We start from the raw sequence: 15,159 nt of genomic DNA, 5'->3' as shown, positions 1-15,159 counted from the left end.
AGATTCGCTGCCGGAAGTGCGGGGCGACGCAGTAGCGTGTTCGGCCCCGAAGCGGTCGCCTCGGGGACCTTTCGTCGGAGGTGCCCGGATGCCACGTACCGAATGGGACGCGCTGCCGTCCGCCGTACGGGTAGCGGTGGGTGGGTACGTGGGGGCGGTGACGGGTTGGGTGCCGGTGGCGGAGGGGCTGACGTGCCAGACCGCCGCCGTACTGGCCACCGCGGACGGGCGGGTGTTCGTCAAGGGCGTTCCGGTCTCGGACACGGACGGGGTTGTCGGCCAGGACTGGGAAGTCGCGGCGAATCCGCTGGTCGCCGGGGTGGCACCGTTGTTGCTGGCCCGGGTGACGGTCGCCGGGTGGGATGTGCTGGTATTCGAGTACATCGACGGTCGGCACGCCGACCTCACCCCGGGCTCCGCCGACACGGCACTGGTCGCGCGGGCGCTGGCGCGTATGCAGGAGGTGACCGCGGACGGCTTGGCGCCGCGGTTGGGTGACCGCTACGCGCACGTTCTGTCGGATGACGAGCAACTGCTGCTGGCCGGGGACGCGTTGCTGCACACGGATACCAATCCCCACAATCTGCTGATCGGCGCGAGCGGCGCGCGCGTCGTGGACTGGGCCATGGTCGCTTCCGGGCCCGCCTGGGTGGACGTGGCGCTCACCGCGGTGCGGTTGATGGAAGCCGGTTGGCCGGACGAGGCCGCTCTGGCCTGGGCCGGGCGGTTCCCGTCCTGGCGGAGCGCCGACCCCGTGGCCGTGGCCGCGCTCGTCGCGGGCGTCTGCCGGGACTGGGAAGCACGTCTCGGACCCGACGCCGCGCGGCCGAGCAACTTGCGGTATCAGGCGCTGCTCGGCACTGCGGCGGGAACGCGGGCTCGGCGTTTCGCTCGGGACGACGGTGTGGGGTGAGCCGGCCGTCGGCTCGGTCTGAACCGCGGAGCCGCCGGGGTCAGGGCGGGCCAGGTCGGGTCAGGGCGGGTCAGGTCAGGCGGCCGGATTTCAGGTCGTGTTCGAGGCGTTGGCCCTCGATGTCGGGGTCGGGGATGTATGTGGAGAACCACTGGGGGTGGTACCAGACCTTGGAGCGGACGATGGCGAGGACGGCGGGGACGAGGGTGAGGCGGACGACGAAGGCGTCGAGGAAGACGCCCGCGGCGAAGCTGAAGCCGATGGCCTTGATGGTGGGGTCGTCGGTGAACATGAAGGCGACGAAGATGAAGAACATGATGAGGGCCGCGGCGGTGACGACGCGGGCGGACAGGCCGGTGCCGCGCTGCACGGCCCGGCGGGCGTCGCCGTTCTTCGTGTACTCCTCCTTGATGCGGGAGACGACGAAGACCTCGTAGTCGCTGGACAGGCCGAAGATGATGGCCAGCATGATGATCGGCAGGAAGCTGATCGTCTCGGTCGGCGTGATGCCGAAGATCCGCTGGCCCCAGCCCCATTGGAAGGTCGCCACCTGGGCGCCGAGGGCCGCGGCCATCGACAGCAGGAAGCCGAGGATGGACTTGATCGGCACCAGGATGGTGCGGAAGGCGAAGGTCAGCAGGATGAAGGCCAGGCCGACCACGACGATCAGGAAGACCGGCAGCGCGCTGGACAGTTTGGCCGAGACGTCGATGTTGGAGGCCGTGGTGCCGCCGACGAGGATGTCGGTGCCGGTCTGACCTTCGAGCTGCTGTCGGTCGTCGCGCAGGGTGTGCACGAGGTCGGCGGTGGCGGGGTCGTTCGGCCCGGTCTTGGGGATCACGCGGATCAGTGAGACCCCGTTCTTGGAGGCCAGCGGCGTCACCTTGACGACGCCCGGCACCTTGGTGAGCCGCGCCGCGATGGCCGCGGTGTCCGCCGGGCTGCTGGTGTTCTGCGCGACGATCAGCAGCGCGCCGTTGAAACCGGCGCCGAAGCCCTCGGTGGTGAGGTCGTACGCCTTGCGCTGGGTGGTGCTCTTCGGCTGGGAGGCGCTGCTGGGCAGGCCGAGCCGGATGTCGAGGGCGGGGATGGCCAGCACGCCGAGCAGGGCGACGCCGCCGATCAGTACGAGGATGCGGTGGCGTACGACGAAGCGGGCCCAGCGGGCGCCGTTGGGGCTGTCCGGGTCGGCGGCCGAACGGCGGGCGACCCGCTCCGCGCGGGCGCCGAGCCAGGGCAGCCGGGTGAATGTGGCGACCTTGGTCCCGGCGAAGCCGAGCATCGCGGGCAGCAGGGTCAGCGCGATGAGCAGCGCGACGGCGACCGAGGCCGCGGCGGCCAGACCCATGACGGTGAGGAACGGGATGCCGACGACGGTGAGCCCGCACAGCGCGATGATCACGGTGAGCGCGGCGAAGACGACGGAGCTGCCCGCCGTGCCCATGGCCAGCGGCACGGACTCCTCGGGCGTCATGCCGTTGAGCAGGTTCGTACGGTGCCGGGACAGGATGAACAGGCCGTAGTCGATGCCGCAGGAGAGCCCGAGCATCAGCGCGACGGTGGTGGAGGCCGAGGCGATGGTGACCACGGACGCGACGGCCGTGATGGCCATCAGCGTGGTGACGACGCCGATGATCGCGCCCAGGATCGGCATGCCCGCCGCGGCGAACGCCCCGAAGGTGATCATCAGGATGAAGAAGGCGACGATCAGGCCGATGAGTTCGGGCAGCTCGGAGATCACCTGCCGCCAGCCCGGATAGACGCTGCCGTTGTACTCGACCTGGACGCCGTCCGCCCGTACGGGCTTCATCGCGTCGTTGAACAGGTCGAGGTTGGCGTCCTTGACGTCGGTGGCCGCCGCCGACCACTGCACCTGGCCGAGCGCGATCTTGTCGTCCTGCGAGACGAGCTTGCCCTGGAACGGGTCGACGACGTTGGAGACCTGAGGGACCGTCCGCAGCTTGGTCATGGCCGACTCGATCACCTTCATGGTGGCCGGGTCGGTGACCTTCCTGCTGCCCTGGGTCGTCGCGAAGACGATGGTGCTCTGGCCGCCGCTGAAGGCGGGCAGCTTGGCGGACAGGACGTCGGACGCGTTCTGCGCCTCGGTGCCGGGGATCGTGAAGTTGTCGTTGGTCTTCCCGCCGCTGATCTGGGCGGCGGCGATGGCGACCACGGCCGCCACCAGCCACAACGCCAGGACCAGCCGTCGGCGCCGGAAGGCGAGCCGGGCGAGTCGGTACAAATAGCTTGACATGGGTACATATCTCCACGGCCGGTTCGGGTAGCGCACGCCGAGCCTGACGTTAAGCATTCACTAGCCGCAGGTCAAGTAAATCGCTTGCCAACGTAAGGTGAGTCGCTGGACATCGGCAGGTGAGTCACTAGTCTTTGGCTGGCGAGTGACCGGGCCTCGGCCGGTGATACGGCACGCCCTCGACCAGCGCCCGGCCGGCGCTACGGCAGGCACGTCCGCAACGGTCCCCGGCCGGTGATCCGGCACGCCCGCGACCAGCCCCCGGCCGGTGAGACGGGCCGCCCGCGACCGGCCCGCGAGGGGCCCGCGAGGGGGCCGTGACCCGCCGGACGACCGGCTTCCGGGCCCCCGGCGGCTTGTATGCTGCGGTGCGGTCCTCGCGGCCCACGAAGGAGGAGCAAGAACCATGCCGACGCCTGCCAAGGGCATGTCCACCCGTGCGGCGCAGGCCGAGCAGACCAGGCAGCAGATCCTGGACACCGCCCAGCGGCTCTTCCTCGAACTCGGCTACAACGCCACCTCGCTCCAGATGATCGCCGACGAGCTGGGCCTGACGAAGGCCGCCGTCTACTACCACTTCCGCGCGAAGGGCGACATCCTGCACGCGGCGATGCAGCCCGGCATGCGCCGGATGGAGACGCTGCTGGACGACGCCGACGCGATGCGCGGCCGGCGGGCGCGCATCGAGCACGTGGTCAACGGCTTCGCCGAATTCCTCGTCACCAACCGGCACTACGCCGTGATGGCCTCCACCGATCCGGACGCGCGGCACACCACCAAGAACCACGAAGAGGTGGCCGCACTGCACCGGCGCGGCCTCACCCTCTTCTACGGCGAGCAGCCGACGCCCGCCGAACGCATCGCCTACAGCACCGCCCTCCTCGCCCCGGAGACCCTGCCGCTCCTCGCCGACCTCTCCGACGAGGAGCTGGGGGAAGCGCTACGGACGACGATGCTGCGGATTCTGCGGGTGCCGAGGTCGTAGCGCCCGCACGTGGGACCGCGCAGGTGCGCGAGCCGGAGTTCCAGGACCGTGTGGTCGCCGAGACCCGCGCCTTCCCGACCACGGCGCCCGCCTGACGGTCCGTCAGCACGGCGCCGACGTCAGGACGCCGTGCGCGCCACGTAGATCGTGTTGGTCGCCTCGCCGTCCTGGAGCGGGTTGGGGAAGGTGACGACGTGGGCCTCGGCCGTAGCGAAGGTCTCGCGGAGGGTGGCGGTGAAGGGGGCGTCCGGCGGGTCGTTGGACCACAGGGCGAACACGCCGCCGGGGTGGAGGTGGGCGGCCAGCCGCCGCAGGCCGTCCGTGCGGTAGAGGGCGGCGTGCCGGGGGTGGAGGACGTGGGCGGGCGAGTGGTCGACGTCCAGGAGCACGGCGTGGAAGCGGCGGCCGGGCGTCTCGGGGTCGAGCCCGTCGGCGTCGGCGGCCAGGGCGAAGAAGTCGCCGTGCACGAAGCGGCAGCGCGGGTCGGCCGTCAACTCCGCGCCCAGCGGCACCAGATGCTCCCGGTGCCAGCCGATCACCTCGGCGAGCGCGTCGATGACGACCAGCGACCGTACGCGCGCGTCCTCCAGCGCCGCGCGCGCGGTGTAGCCGAGGCCGAGCCCGCCGACGGCGACATCCGCGTACGAGTCCCCTCCATCGTCCCCATCCCCATCCGCGTCCCCGTCCGGGAGTTCGGCCAGGCCGAGCCGGGACAGCGCGATCTCACCGGCGGTGAACAGGCTCGACATCAGGAACTCGTCGCCGAGTTTGACCTCGTGCACGTCCTCGCCGGTCGCCACGTCCCGCCGTCGCCGCAGGCTGATCTCGCCCATCGGCGTCGGACGCCAGTCGATCTCCTCGAAGCGACGGCTCACGTGCTTTTCCTCCGGCCCGACGGCAGCGTTGTACGGGCCAAGGTAGCGGCCCGCGCGGCCTGCGCCTCACCAGCCGTCAACCGCCAGCCCGACCGGGCGCCGTCCGGGGGCCGACCGGCCGGTGTCACCTCACCCGTCGATCAGGCGTTCCGCCGTGAACCCGAACAGCCGCCGCGCCGCCGCCGTGTCGACCGGTGCCGTACGGCCGGGCAGCGGACGCAGTACGCGGGTCGTCGGGTGGAAGCGGCGCATCAACTCCTCGGTGGGGAAGGGCACCAGGATCTCGGGCGCGCACACGTGCACGACATGCGCGCCGGGTTGCGTCACCCGCAGGGCCAGCAGCGCGGCCCGCGCCGCGTCGCCGACCTCCAGATACGTCCACAAGTCCCGCGCGCCGTACGCCGGTTGCTCGGTGACCAGCGCCGCGTGCGCCCGCAGCCGCTCCTCGAAGCCGCCGACGTACGGGTAGCGCAGGCAGACCACGCTCATGGCGTGCCGACGCGCCATCATGGCGGCGGTCACCTCGTCCACCTGCTTGGACAGCCCGTACGGGTCCTCGACCTGGCCGGGCATGGCGGCGTCCACGGGGACGTACGGCGGGTGCGGTGCGGGGTCGCCGGTCCAGGGCAGTCCCGTGACCCCCCACGAACTGGCCAGTGCCACGTGCCGCACCCCGGCCCGCCCGGCCTCCTCCAGTACGGAGAAGGTGGCGAGCGTGTTGCCGCTGAACACCTCCTGCGGCGTGTTGCGTTCGGGCGTCGGGATCGCCGCCAGGTGGACGACCGCGTCGGCGCCGTCCAGGGACCTGCGGACGGTCTCCGGGTCGGCCGCGTCGCCGGTCACGACCAGCCGCGCGCCGAGCCGGCCCAGGTCGCCGGGGTCGTCGAGGACCAGCGCGTTCGCCTCGACGCCGCGCTCGGCGAGCAGCGCGAGGACCGCCCGCCCGATCCGCCCGGCCGCCCCGGTGACCAGCACCCTTGTGACCACCGCCAACTCCCTTACCTGTAGGCCCGTACGGCGACGACGTGCGCGGACGCGGCGCCGTTGGTCGCCTCGACGACGATCCGTACCGCGCGGGCGGTGACCGGCTCCTCCAGGACGTGGACCCGGCGGCGGCGCCGGTTGGCCGTCACGCGGTCCAGCACCCGCCAGTCGGCCCCGGCCGCGTCGCGCACCTCCACCCGATAGTCCCGTACCAGCGTCGGGAGCGTGTCGAAGGGGGTCCTGTGGTGGTGCAGATTGATCAGGTCCTCGTTGACGTCGTCGTCCGCGACGACCTCGATCCGGCGCAGCGCGACCGGCTCGTCCCACGCCAACTCCAGCCATTCCGGCGTGCCTTCGCGCACCGGCTCCGAGACCCACAGGTGCGGGCCCGCGTACGGCCGGGCGTATCCGTCGACCGCCTTGGCGGGCGCGAACGCGGCCGTCTCCCCCGCCCGCAGGCAGAAGGTCCGCCGCAGCAGGCCGGAGTCCGTCCACTCGCGCAGCGGCTGCGGCGACTCGTCCTGCGGTCGCAGCGGCACCCGCGTGAAGCACAGCACGCCGGGCGTCGGCCGGTCGGCGACGCGCAGCGCGAGCGCCGGGTCGGCGCGGACGACGACGAAGGCGTTGCGCGGGGTGTCCGGCGCCCACTCCAGTCCGGTCTTGACCCACTGCCCGTGCCCTGCGGCGACCGGGACCGACACCGAGCCGACCAGGCGGCGCGGCACATAGTTCTGCCCCAGCTCCGGGTCGTACAGCTCGACGGTCAGCACGGTGTCGCGCTCGGCGTCCAGCAGCAGTTCGAGGCCGGTGAGCGCGGGGTCGGCCGGGAGGACGAGGCCCGCGTCGGCGGTCAGCGGCCAGGTGGCGTCGGAGGTCTCGACGGTCAGGTCCGCCAGGGTGCTGGACGCCGTCGCCGTCGCCCGCAGCGCCAGGTCGTCCGGGTCGTCGGAGGCCAGCCCGATCACCGAGGCGTCCTCGCGGAGCAACGCCCGGTGCAGCGACGCCACTTCCAGCTCGCGCGGGGAGATCCCGGCGTCCGCGCACAGCGCCGCCGCCGTGCCCGCCGCCTGCCCGATCGTCGCGCAGGTGGCCATCACCCGCGTCGAGCCGAAGGCCACGTGGCTGGCGGAGATGTTCCGCCCGGCGAAGAGCAGATTGGCGGTGTTCACCGAGTACAGGCTGCGGTACGGGATGTGGTAAATGCCGTCCGCGTAGCGCTGTTTGGCGCCCGCCTCGGTGGCGTACATGCCCTGCGGCGGGTGCAGGTCGATGGACCAGCCGCCGAAGGCGACGCGGTCGGCGAATTCGGTCTGGCCGAGGATGTCGCCCTGGTGGAGGACGTAGTCGCCGAGGAAGCGCCGGTATTCGCGCTTGCCGGGCAGCGAGCCGACCCACTCCAGCGTCATGGTCTCGGCGTCGAACTCGCCGGAGTTCTTGATGTGGTCCCAGATGCCGTAGATGACCGACCACAGCTCGTCGCGGATGCGCTCGTTGTCGTGGACGGTGTCCAGTTCGCCGCCGAACTCGATCCACCAGTACGCGCAGCCGTTGTCGCCCGCCTTGATGATGCGGCGCTGCGGGATGGACGTCGTGGTGATGTCCTTGGCGAAGTCCGGCGGCACGTACGTGACGGGGCGGCCGGCGTCCTTGGTGTAGAACAGCAGCGTCGAGCCGAGCGTGATGTCGTCGGCGGTCTCGGGCGCCCACGGCTCGTCGTACTCCGCGCGCGCCTCGCGGCCGATGCGGTGCCTGGCCCCGGCCAGGTAGCCGATCAGGCCGTCGCCGGTGCAGTCGAGGAACACCTCGCTCTCGAAGCGGACGCGCCGCTCGGAGCCCATGGTCCAGCCGGTCAGCGCGGTGATCCGGCGCGCGTCGTCGGGACCTTCGGCGTCGACCTCGCGCACATCGGTGTTGAGGTACAGCGTGATGTTGGGCTCGGCGCGCACGGCGTCGAGCACCACGGTGTCCCAGTAGTACGGGTTCCCGTCCGGGTTGCGGTACTGGTTCTCGACGAACAGCTCGCCCATGATGCCGCCCTCGCGGGCGTGGTGGTTCTTGCCGTGCCCGGTGGCACCGCAGACCCACACGCGGACCTCGCTGCTCGAATTGCCGCCGAGCACCGGCCTGTTGTTGACCAGCGCCACGGTCCGGCCCAGCCGGGCGGCGGCGACGGCCGCGCAGACCCCGGCCAGGCCGCCGCCGACGACGGTGATGTCGTGCCGTGCGGTGTCGTTCCTCATGACGTCCTCATGACTCTTCTCGGCCCCTCATGACGTGCTTACTTCCAGTCGGGGTTGGCGGCGAGGCCGTAGTAGACGCGCGGCGCTCCGTCCAGGGTGAGCGTGACCTTCCCGCCGGCCGCGTTCAACGTCCGCTCCTCGCCGACGCAGTTGAGTTCCCGCACCGTCCCGGCCACGGTCCCGGAGTGCGCGACGACCTGCGTCTTCGTCGGCCACGGGTCGGTCCACGGCTCGGGCGAGGCGTACCAGGAGTCGGCGCCGTGGTCGGCGTTGAGGACGTAGCCGTCCTTGCGGGTCCACAGGATCGACACCGGGCCCGAGGGCGTGGTGAACAGCAGCCCCTTCACGTCCGCGTCGGCGAAGACCAACGGCCGTACGTACGTGGCCTGGTCGAGGACGCGCGCGGCCGTCGCGTACGCCAGCAGCGACGGCTTGGCGCTGGTGTCGCGGTGCATCATCCCGCAGTGGAACTCGACGTTGTCCGGGTCGGCCTCCTGCGGGTGGTGGATCGTCGAGTCGTGCAACTGGTACCAGTTGACGCCGCGTACGCCCTCGGACTTGGCCAGCGCCAGGCTCAGCAGCACGTTCTCGGCGGCGTGCCGGTAGGTGTCCTGCCACCAGGAGTTGGGCTTGGTGGGGGCGTACGCCTCGGACATCCACAGCTCCTTCGGCCCGTACTCGGCGATGATCTCCTTGGCCTTGCGCAGCGCGCCGAGGAAGTTCCAGTAGGTGCCGGTGGTGCCCTCCACCCAGTCGTCGGGCGAAGGGGCGTAGTCGGGGGTGAAGTTGCCGCGCCCCGGGTGGAAGGCGAAGGCGTCGATGAGGTCCCAGCCGCCCGCCTGCTGGAACTTCTCGGTCCACACGTAGTCCATGCCGCCGAGGCCCGCGTTCATGACCTTCATCGTGGAACCGGCCGCCGCCAGCCGGTCGGTGACCTGCTTCAGCCCGTCGCTGATGTACGCCTCGACGGCCCGGCCCTCCATCCAGGGGGCGTTCACCTCGTTGCCGACCTCGAAGTACTCCGCGGCGGCGGCGGTCGCCTTCGCGGTGTTGGTGTCGGCCCATGCGGCGATCTGGTCCGCGCTGCCGCCGATCGGGATGCCGCTCAGCTCCACGTTGTGGTGGATGCCGTGGGCGTCGAGGGTCGCGGTGTCGATGCCGGGCGCGCCCGCGTAGGCGATCCTGATCCGCTTCACGCCGATCAGCTTCAGCAGCGCCAGCACGTCGGCCTGGCTCGGCTCGAGCAGCCAGGGGTAGTTGGCGAGGCCGAACATCGACTCGCCGCCCGCCTGGTAGGCGAAGTCGGGCAGCACCGACAGGTTGGTCCTGGCGAGCGCGGAGTCGGCGCCGCTCACGGCGCTGACCTCGGTGAAGACGATGCCGTGCGCGGGGGCGGCGACCGGGAAGGAGGCGTCCCATGCGGTGCCCGCGGCGACGGTCTGCGAGACGGTGCCGCCCGCGATCTGCGTGCCCGCGAAGTCCCGCGCCCACCAGGTCACGGTGACCGGCTTGGCCGCCGAACCGCCGTTGACGACCTGCGCCTTGAGCGTCATCGTCTGCCCGGCGGTCTTGTAGAGGTTGAACGGCTGGTCGGTCCACACCTCCACGCCCAGCGGCCTGCCCGCGGCCAGCACCCCGGCGCCGCGCGGGCGCAGCCCGCCGAGGACGAAGTCCGCCGTCGTGGCGGCGGTGTCCGTGCCCGTAGACGCGCCGGGGGTGTGCAGCCATGTGGCCGTCGTATAGGTGGAGTTGCTGGCGGCCAGGCAGAAGGAGCCCCGGGTGTCGGACCAGGTCTCGGTGTACGCGGCGCCCGCGTCGACCTCGTACGGGATGCCGCCGCGCGGGTCCTTCGTCCAGGTGGTCAGCGCCTCGTACGACTCGGCCGCGCTCGGCGTCTGGACGGTGCGGGCGACCATGAAGCCGGTGGGCGTCAGGGTGGTGGAGCCGCCGACCTCCCAGGACATGTGGGCCTTGTGCGCGGTGACGTCGAAGGTGCCGCGCACCGTGACGCCGGACGCGCCGCTGCCCATGGTGTACGTGATCCGCACGGCGGGGCGGCCGTCGGGCAGCGTGACCTGTGTCGGCGTGCCGCCGTAGGTGCGCTGCTGGCCGAGGACGCTGTCCTTGATCATGAAGTGGCTGATCAGGACGCGGGCGGTGCCCGAGCCGTCGCTGATCAGGACGCTGCCGTCGCTCTGGCCGACGAGCGTGATGCCGTCGGCGGAGACGGTGACCGCGCCCGCGGCGTGCGCGTTCTGGGCGGCGACGGCCGGGAGCAGCGCGGCCCCGGTGGCGACGGCCGTGCCCTGGAGGAATGTGCGGCGTGCGACTGGCATGGAGGTGCCTCTCTCTTGTCCCGAAGAGAAGGTGCGTGGATGAAGCGGGGGGTGCGGGCGTACTCAGCCCTTGACGCCGGTGAAGCCGAGCCCGGCGACGATGTACTTCTGGCCGACGGCGAAGAACAGGATCGGCGGCGCGACGGCGAGCACCATGGCCGCGATGAGCTGGTCCTGCGGTGCCTGGGTGGCGAGTTGGGCAAGGGCGACGCTGATCGGCTGCTTCTCCGGATCGGTGAGCGCGACCAGCGGCCAGATGAAGTCCTTCCAACTGTGCATGACCGCGAGGAGGCTGATCACGGCGAGCACCGGCCTGCTCATCGGCAGCACGATCCTGGTGAGCAGTTGCCAGGTGTTCGCCCCGTCGACCCGTGCCGCGTCGAAGAGTTCCTTCGGCAGCGCGTCGAAGAACTGCTTGGCGAGCAGCACCGTGAAGCCGTTGGTCCCGGCGGGCAGCCAGATCGCCCAGTACGTGTCGCCGAGGTTGAGGTGCAGCAGCGGCAGGTCGATGACGGTCATGAAGAGGCTGACCATGTTCACCGTGTACGGCACGAACATCGTGGCCAGGATCGCGCCGTAGACGGCCTTGCCGAAGCGCGGCTTGAGGACCGACAGCGCGAAGCCCGCCGTCGCGGAGACGAAGAGCTGCACGAACCACGATCCGCCGACCACCAGGAAGGTGTTCATCAGATAGCGGCCGACGCTCAGGTCGGTGTACGCGGTGGCGAAGTTGCCCGGCCGCGGCCGGTCGGGCCACAACGCCAGCGGGTGGTTGGTGAGTTCGGTGGGCGCGGACACCGCGCCCTTGACCATCCAGTACAGCGGTCCGATGCCGATGAGCAGCAGCAGGATCAGCGTCAGCGCCTGGACGGAGCGGACGGCCGCCCGTACGCCGGGCCGCCGCCGGTCGTGGGCGGAGACGAAGGTGGTGAGGGATTCGCTCAGCAGGGTCATGACGTGCTCCAGCCGCGGGTGGCGCGCAGATACACCCCGGACAGCAGGCCCAGCGCGAGCACCATCAGGAAGGAGAGCGCGGCGGCCTGGCCGTACTCGCCGTCCTGGAAGGCGTAGCGGAAGATCAGCAGCAGTACGGTCAGCGTCGCGTTGTCGGGGCCGCCGCCGGTGAAGACGTACGGCTCGGTGAAGACCTGCACGGTGTTGATGAGCTGGACCAGCAGCAACAGGCCGATGACCGAGCGCAGTTGGGGCAGCATGATGTGCCAGATCCGGCGCCAGACGCCCGCGCCGTCCACCTCGGCGGCCTCGTACAGCTCGCCGGGGATGCCGACCATCGCGGCCAGGTAGATCAGCACGGCGCCGCCCATCCCGGCCCAGGTGGCCTCCAGGACCAGCGAGAGCATCGCGGTGTCGGAGGACTCCAGCCAGGTGTACGGGCCGAGGCCGACCTTGCCGAGCGCGGTGTTGAACAGGCCGCTGCCCGGGTCGTAGAACCACTTCCACAGCAGGATCGCGACCACGGGCGGGATGACGACCGGCAGATAGACCAGGAAGCGGTACACCCCCGCGCCGCGCCGTACCGTCGACATCACCGCGGCCAGGATCAGCGGCGCGGGGAACCCGATCAGCAGACCGAGGCCGACGAAGAACAGGGTGTTGCCGACGGCGGTGCCGAGCAGCGGATCGTCGAAGACCGCGCGGAAGTTGTCGAAGCCGACCCAGACGGCGGGATCGACGAGATTGGTCCGCTGGAAGCTCAGCAGCAGGCTGCGGACGATCGGCCACCAGGCGAACAGCCCGAAGACCAGCACGGCCGGGAGCAGGAACAGCCAGGCCGTGATCTGCTTGCGCGCGGCGGTCCCGCCGCGGCGGCGGCCCGCGCTCCCCTGGGCGGGGGCGACGGGTGCGGGCGCGGCGCGCCGGGAGTGGGTGAGCAGGCTCATGAACGGCTACTTCTGGGTGGACTGGTCGGTGGCGAGCTTGGCGTTGACGTCCTTCTCCGCCTTCGCGAGCAGTGCGTCGACGTCCGCGCCGCGGTCGGTGAGCACCGCCTGCACGACCGGGTCGAGCGCGGTGTACAGCGTCTGCGCCTCGTACGGCGGCTCGGGCTTGAGGTCGAGCGTGCCCAGTCCCTGGGTGTACGGCGCGAAGTTGTCGAGCTCGACGTTCACGTACGGCTTGATCGCCGCGTTGATCTCGGTCTGCCGCGCGGTGTCGAAGACTGGCAACGTCGGTACGCCGACCGCCGACTTGGGGTCGGCCGCCAGCGCCTTGGCCTGGCCCGCGGCGGCTTCGGTGCTGTACTGCGGCTCGGCGTAGGCGAAGGTCAGCCACTTCACGGCGGCCGCCGCGTGCTTGGTGTCGGCGGACTTGGGCACCATGTAGATGTCGCCGCCGGTCAGGGTCGCGTTGCCGCCGGACTGCGGCATCGAGGCGACGCCGAAGTCGTCGGTGTTCTCCATGCCGAACTGCGTCTTGGCCAGCCGGTAGGTGCCGGGGCTGCCCATGAACATCCCGACCTGTCCGGCCGCGAACTGCTTGATGACGTCGTTCTGGTTGTTCAGCAGATTCCGGCCGAGCGAATTGTCGCTCCAGCGCATGTCCTTGAGCAGGCCGAGCGCCTTCTTCGTGGCCTCGCCGGTGAGGGTCGCGGTGTACGTGTCGCCCCGCCGCTGTTCGAGGTCGCCGCCGAACGCGTAGGAGAGCATGGCGAGTTGCCAGCCGCCCTGGTTGTCCTTGGACTCCTGGACGAAGCCCGCCCTGCCGGTCTTCGCGGCGATCGCCTTGGCGTCGGCGCGGACCTCGTCCCACGTCGTCGGCGGCTTGTCGGGGTCGAGCCCGGCGGCCTTGAACAGCGCGCGGTTGTAGACCAGGCCCTGGGCGTAAGGATTCTGCGGGACGCCGTAGACCTGGCCCGCGCTGTCGCTCAGCGGCTTGAGGACCTGCGGGTTGAACTCCTTGAAGTGGTCCCACGACTGGAGCTGGCCGCTGATCGACTGCACCTGCTTCTGCTGGATCAGCCGCTGCGGCTCGGTGAGCGGGACCTTGATGACGTCCTCGACGTTGCCGCCGGCGAGCTTGGCGGAGAAGGTCAGCGGGTCGAAGACGGTGGTGGAGCCCTTGACCTTGATGCCGGGGTTGGCCTTCTCGAAGTCGGCGACCTGCTGCTTGAAGAGGGTCAGCGCGGCCTTGTCGGTGGCGGGCGGCATGCCCTGGACGCGGAGGGTGAGGTCGCCGCCGCCGTCGCCGCCGGACTTGCTCGGGGTGACGGCGGAACAGGCCGTGAGGGCCACGGACACGGCTATGGCGGTGCAGCCGAGCAGGGCCGCGTTACGGGATTGTCTGGACATTTCGTCTCCACGGAGGGCAGGGTGAGGTCGGTGCGGGGTGCCTTGCTGTGAATGGGGGGACGCGGTTCCCGGGGCGGGTCGCGCCGATGTGCGCCGTGGCGGCCGGTGGCCGCGGGTACGGCGGGTGACTCAGCGGCCCGGCGCGGGCCCGGTGGAGGCGCGGGGGACCAGCCGGGAGCCGATCTCCACGAAGGGGGTGGCCCGCGGGTCGGCGGGCGCGTCGGCACGCGCCGCGCCGTGGCCCGCGATGGTCTCCAGGAGCAGGTCGGCCGCCCGGGTGGCGACCTCCTCCGGGTCGATCCTGATGGTGGTGAGGCTGGGGGTGGAGACGGACGCGAGCAGGGTGTCGTCGATGCCGATGACGCTGACGTCACCGGGCACGCTCACGCCGAGGCTCGCCATCTGGTGCAGGACGCCGAGGGCGACGAGGTCGTTGTGGGCGAGCACGGCCGTCGCGCCGTGCGCGGCGACCAGCGTGGCGGCCAGCACGCCCGTCTCGAACCGCGGCTCGTAGGGCCCGAGTTCGACGAAGGAGACGTCCTGCGCCTCGAAGGACTCGTGGATGGACTTGCCGCGGCTCAGCTCGTCCCGTGAGGCGTTGATGAACACGCACCGGCGGTGGCCGTACGCGCGCAGGTGCTCCACGGCCTGCGCGATCCCGGCCGACAGCGAGATCCGTACCTCGGGGATGCCGGGCACATGGCGGTTGACGACCACCAGCGGCATCTGGTCGGCCAGTTCGCCCAGCCGGTCCTCGGTGAGCGTGGACGCCCACAGCACCAGGCCGTCGACCCGCTTGGAGACCGCCGCGATCGTCTCCAGTTCGTCGGCCTCGCGCTCGTCGCTGTCGGCGACCAGCACGGTGTAGCCGAGCCGCCGGGCGCGGGCCTGCATCGCCTTGACGATCGGCGGGAAGAACGGGTTGGCGATGTCGGGGATGATCAGCCCGAGCGTGCCCGTGCCGCCGCCGCGCAGGCTGCGCGCCGCCGGGTTCGGCGCGTAACCGAGCTTCGCCGCGGCCTCCAGGATGCGCTGCCGGGTCTTCGGCTGCACCTGGTCGGGCGCCGTGAAGGCGCGGGAGACCGTCGACACCGATACGCCCGCGGCGCTCGCCACCTCCCGGATCGTGATTGCCACGGACCGCCTCCTCGCGTCGCTGCTGCCGGATGCCGTGGATCTTTGCGAACGTTCCCGGAGGTGTCAAGAGTGTTACCGCAATGAAAATCTCCAGTGCAGCAGGGTCTTGCGGATCAGGGCGGTC

11 protein-coding genes are annotated in these 15,159 nt (G+C 71.0%); 2 read left to right on the top strand and 9 right to left on the bottom strand.

Annotated elements, in window-relative coordinates; translation table 11 throughout:
* The first annotated feature begins 88 nt into the window (after window positions 1–88).
* On the top strand, window positions 89–913 hold the full coding sequence (locus tag ACIOC1_RS03630) for a phosphotransferase (RefSeq protein ID WP_401851550.1): 825 nt from the start codon (window positions 89–91) through the stop codon (window positions 911–913).
* A 70-nt stretch (window positions 914–983) separates the two neighbouring features.
* On the opposite strand, the gene ACIOC1_RS03625 is transcribed toward ACIOC1_RS03630, so the two are convergent.
* Complete coding sequence (locus ACIOC1_RS03625) at window positions 984–3,170, bottom strand: MMPL family transporter (RefSeq protein WP_401717587.1); 2,187 nt, start codon at window positions 3,168–3,170, stop codon at window positions 984–986.
* A 406-nt stretch (window positions 3,171–3,576) separates the two neighbouring features.
* Between ACIOC1_RS03625 and ACIOC1_RS03620 the strand changes: the two genes are divergently transcribed.
* Window positions 3,577–4,155, top strand: coding sequence for a TetR family transcriptional regulator (locus tag ACIOC1_RS03620; RefSeq protein WP_391041776.1), 579 nt, complete (start codon window positions 3,577–3,579; stop codon window positions 4,153–4,155).
* 119 nt (window positions 4,156–4,274) lie between these two features.
* Here the strand turns inward: ACIOC1_RS03620 and ACIOC1_RS03615 are convergent, their stop codons facing one another.
* The 8 genes from ACIOC1_RS03615 to ACIOC1_RS03580 all read right to left on the bottom strand — a co-directional run bounded on the left by ACIOC1_RS03615 (window position 4,275) and on the right by ACIOC1_RS03580 (window position 15,035).
* Complete coding sequence (locus ACIOC1_RS03615; RefSeq protein ID WP_401851546.1) at window positions 4,275–5,030, bottom strand: spermidine synthase; 756 nt, start codon at window positions 5,028–5,030, stop codon at window positions 4,275–4,277.
* A gap of 129 nt (window positions 5,031–5,159) precedes the next feature.
* Window positions 5,160–6,017 carry an NAD(P)-dependent oxidoreductase gene (locus tag ACIOC1_RS03610; protein ID WP_355339810.1) on the bottom strand — a complete coding sequence of 286 codons (858 nt, stop codon included), beginning with the start codon at window positions 6,015–6,017 and terminating at the stop codon, window positions 5,160–5,162.
* A gap of 11 nt (window positions 6,018–6,028) precedes the next feature.
* Complete coding sequence (locus ACIOC1_RS03605; RefSeq protein ID WP_401851543.1) at window positions 6,029–8,254, bottom strand: FAD-dependent oxidoreductase; 2,226 nt, start codon at window positions 8,252–8,254, stop codon at window positions 6,029–6,031.
* Window positions 8,255–8,292: 38 nt separating this feature from the next.
* Window positions 8,293–10,590, bottom strand: a complete 2,298-nt coding sequence (locus ACIOC1_RS03600; RefSeq protein WP_401851540.1) for a hypothetical protein — start codon at window positions 10,588–10,590, stop codon at window positions 8,293–8,295.
* A gap of 63 nt (window positions 10,591–10,653) precedes the next feature.
* Window positions 10,654–11,544: a carbohydrate ABC transporter permease gene (locus ACIOC1_RS03595; protein ID WP_355339801.1), complete on the bottom strand. Its 891-nt coding sequence runs from the start codon at window positions 11,542–11,544 to the stop codon at window positions 10,654–10,656.
* Window positions 11,541–12,491 carry a carbohydrate ABC transporter permease gene (locus ACIOC1_RS03590; RefSeq protein ID WP_401851537.1) on the bottom strand — a complete coding sequence of 317 codons (951 nt, stop codon included), beginning with the start codon at window positions 12,489–12,491 and terminating at the stop codon, window positions 11,541–11,543. The genes ACIOC1_RS03595 and ACIOC1_RS03590 overlap by 4 nt, the downstream gene beginning before the upstream one ends.
* Before the next feature lie 6 nt (window positions 12,492–12,497).
* Window positions 12,498–13,898 (bottom strand): ABC transporter substrate-binding protein, encoded by a 1,401-nt coding sequence (locus ACIOC1_RS03585; protein ID WP_401851534.1) that lies wholly within the window; start codon window positions 13,896–13,898, stop codon window positions 12,498–12,500.
* A gap of 129 nt (window positions 13,899–14,027) precedes the next feature.
* The gene (locus ACIOC1_RS03580) at window positions 14,028–15,035 is read right to left on the bottom strand and encodes a LacI family DNA-binding transcriptional regulator (RefSeq protein ID WP_355339792.1); all 1,008 of its coding nucleotides are present in this window, start codon (window positions 15,033–15,035) and stop codon (window positions 14,028–14,030) included.
* Window positions 15,036–15,159 lie beyond the last annotated feature (124 nt).

The sequence above is a fragment of the Streptomyces sp. NPDC088197 genome (genome assembly GCF_044741185.1).
Lineage (GTDB): Bacteria > Actinomycetota > Actinomycetes > Streptomycetales > Streptomycetaceae > Actinacidiphila.
Note: the sequence above shows the minus strand (reverse complement) of the source record. Positions and strands in the feature narration are given on the sequence as shown.

Bases quoted from the DNA above. Each gene is read 5' to 3' on its own strand.
- ACIOC1_RS03630 (WP_401851550.1), top strand. From the start codon at position 89: ATGCCACGTACCGAATGGGACGCGCTGCCGTCCGCCGTACGGGTAGCG.
- ACIOC1_RS03625 (WP_401717587.1), bottom strand. From the start codon at position 3,170: ATGTCAAGCTATTTGTACCGACTCGCCCGGCTCGCCTTCCGGCGCCGA.
- ACIOC1_RS03620 (WP_391041776.1), top strand. From the start codon at position 3,577: ATGCCGACGCCTGCCAAGGGCATGTCCACCCGTGCGGCGCAGGCCGAG.
- ACIOC1_RS03605 (WP_401851543.1), bottom strand. From the start codon at position 8,254: ATGAGGAACGACACCGCACGGCACGACATCACCGTCGTCGGCGGCGGC.
- ACIOC1_RS03600 (WP_401851540.1), bottom strand. From the start codon at position 10,590: ATGCCAGTCGCACGCCGCACATTCCTCCAGGGCACGGCCGTCGCCACC.
- ACIOC1_RS03595 (WP_355339801.1), bottom strand. From the start codon at position 11,544: ATGACCCTGCTGAGCGAATCCCTCACCACCTTCGTCTCCGCCCACGAC.
- ACIOC1_RS03590 (WP_401851537.1), bottom strand. From the start codon at position 12,491: ATGAGCCTGCTCACCCACTCCCGGCGCGCCGCGCCCGCACCCGTCGCC.
- ACIOC1_RS03585 (WP_401851534.1), bottom strand. From the start codon at position 13,898: ATGTCCAGACAATCCCGTAACGCGGCCCTGCTCGGCTGCACCGCCATA.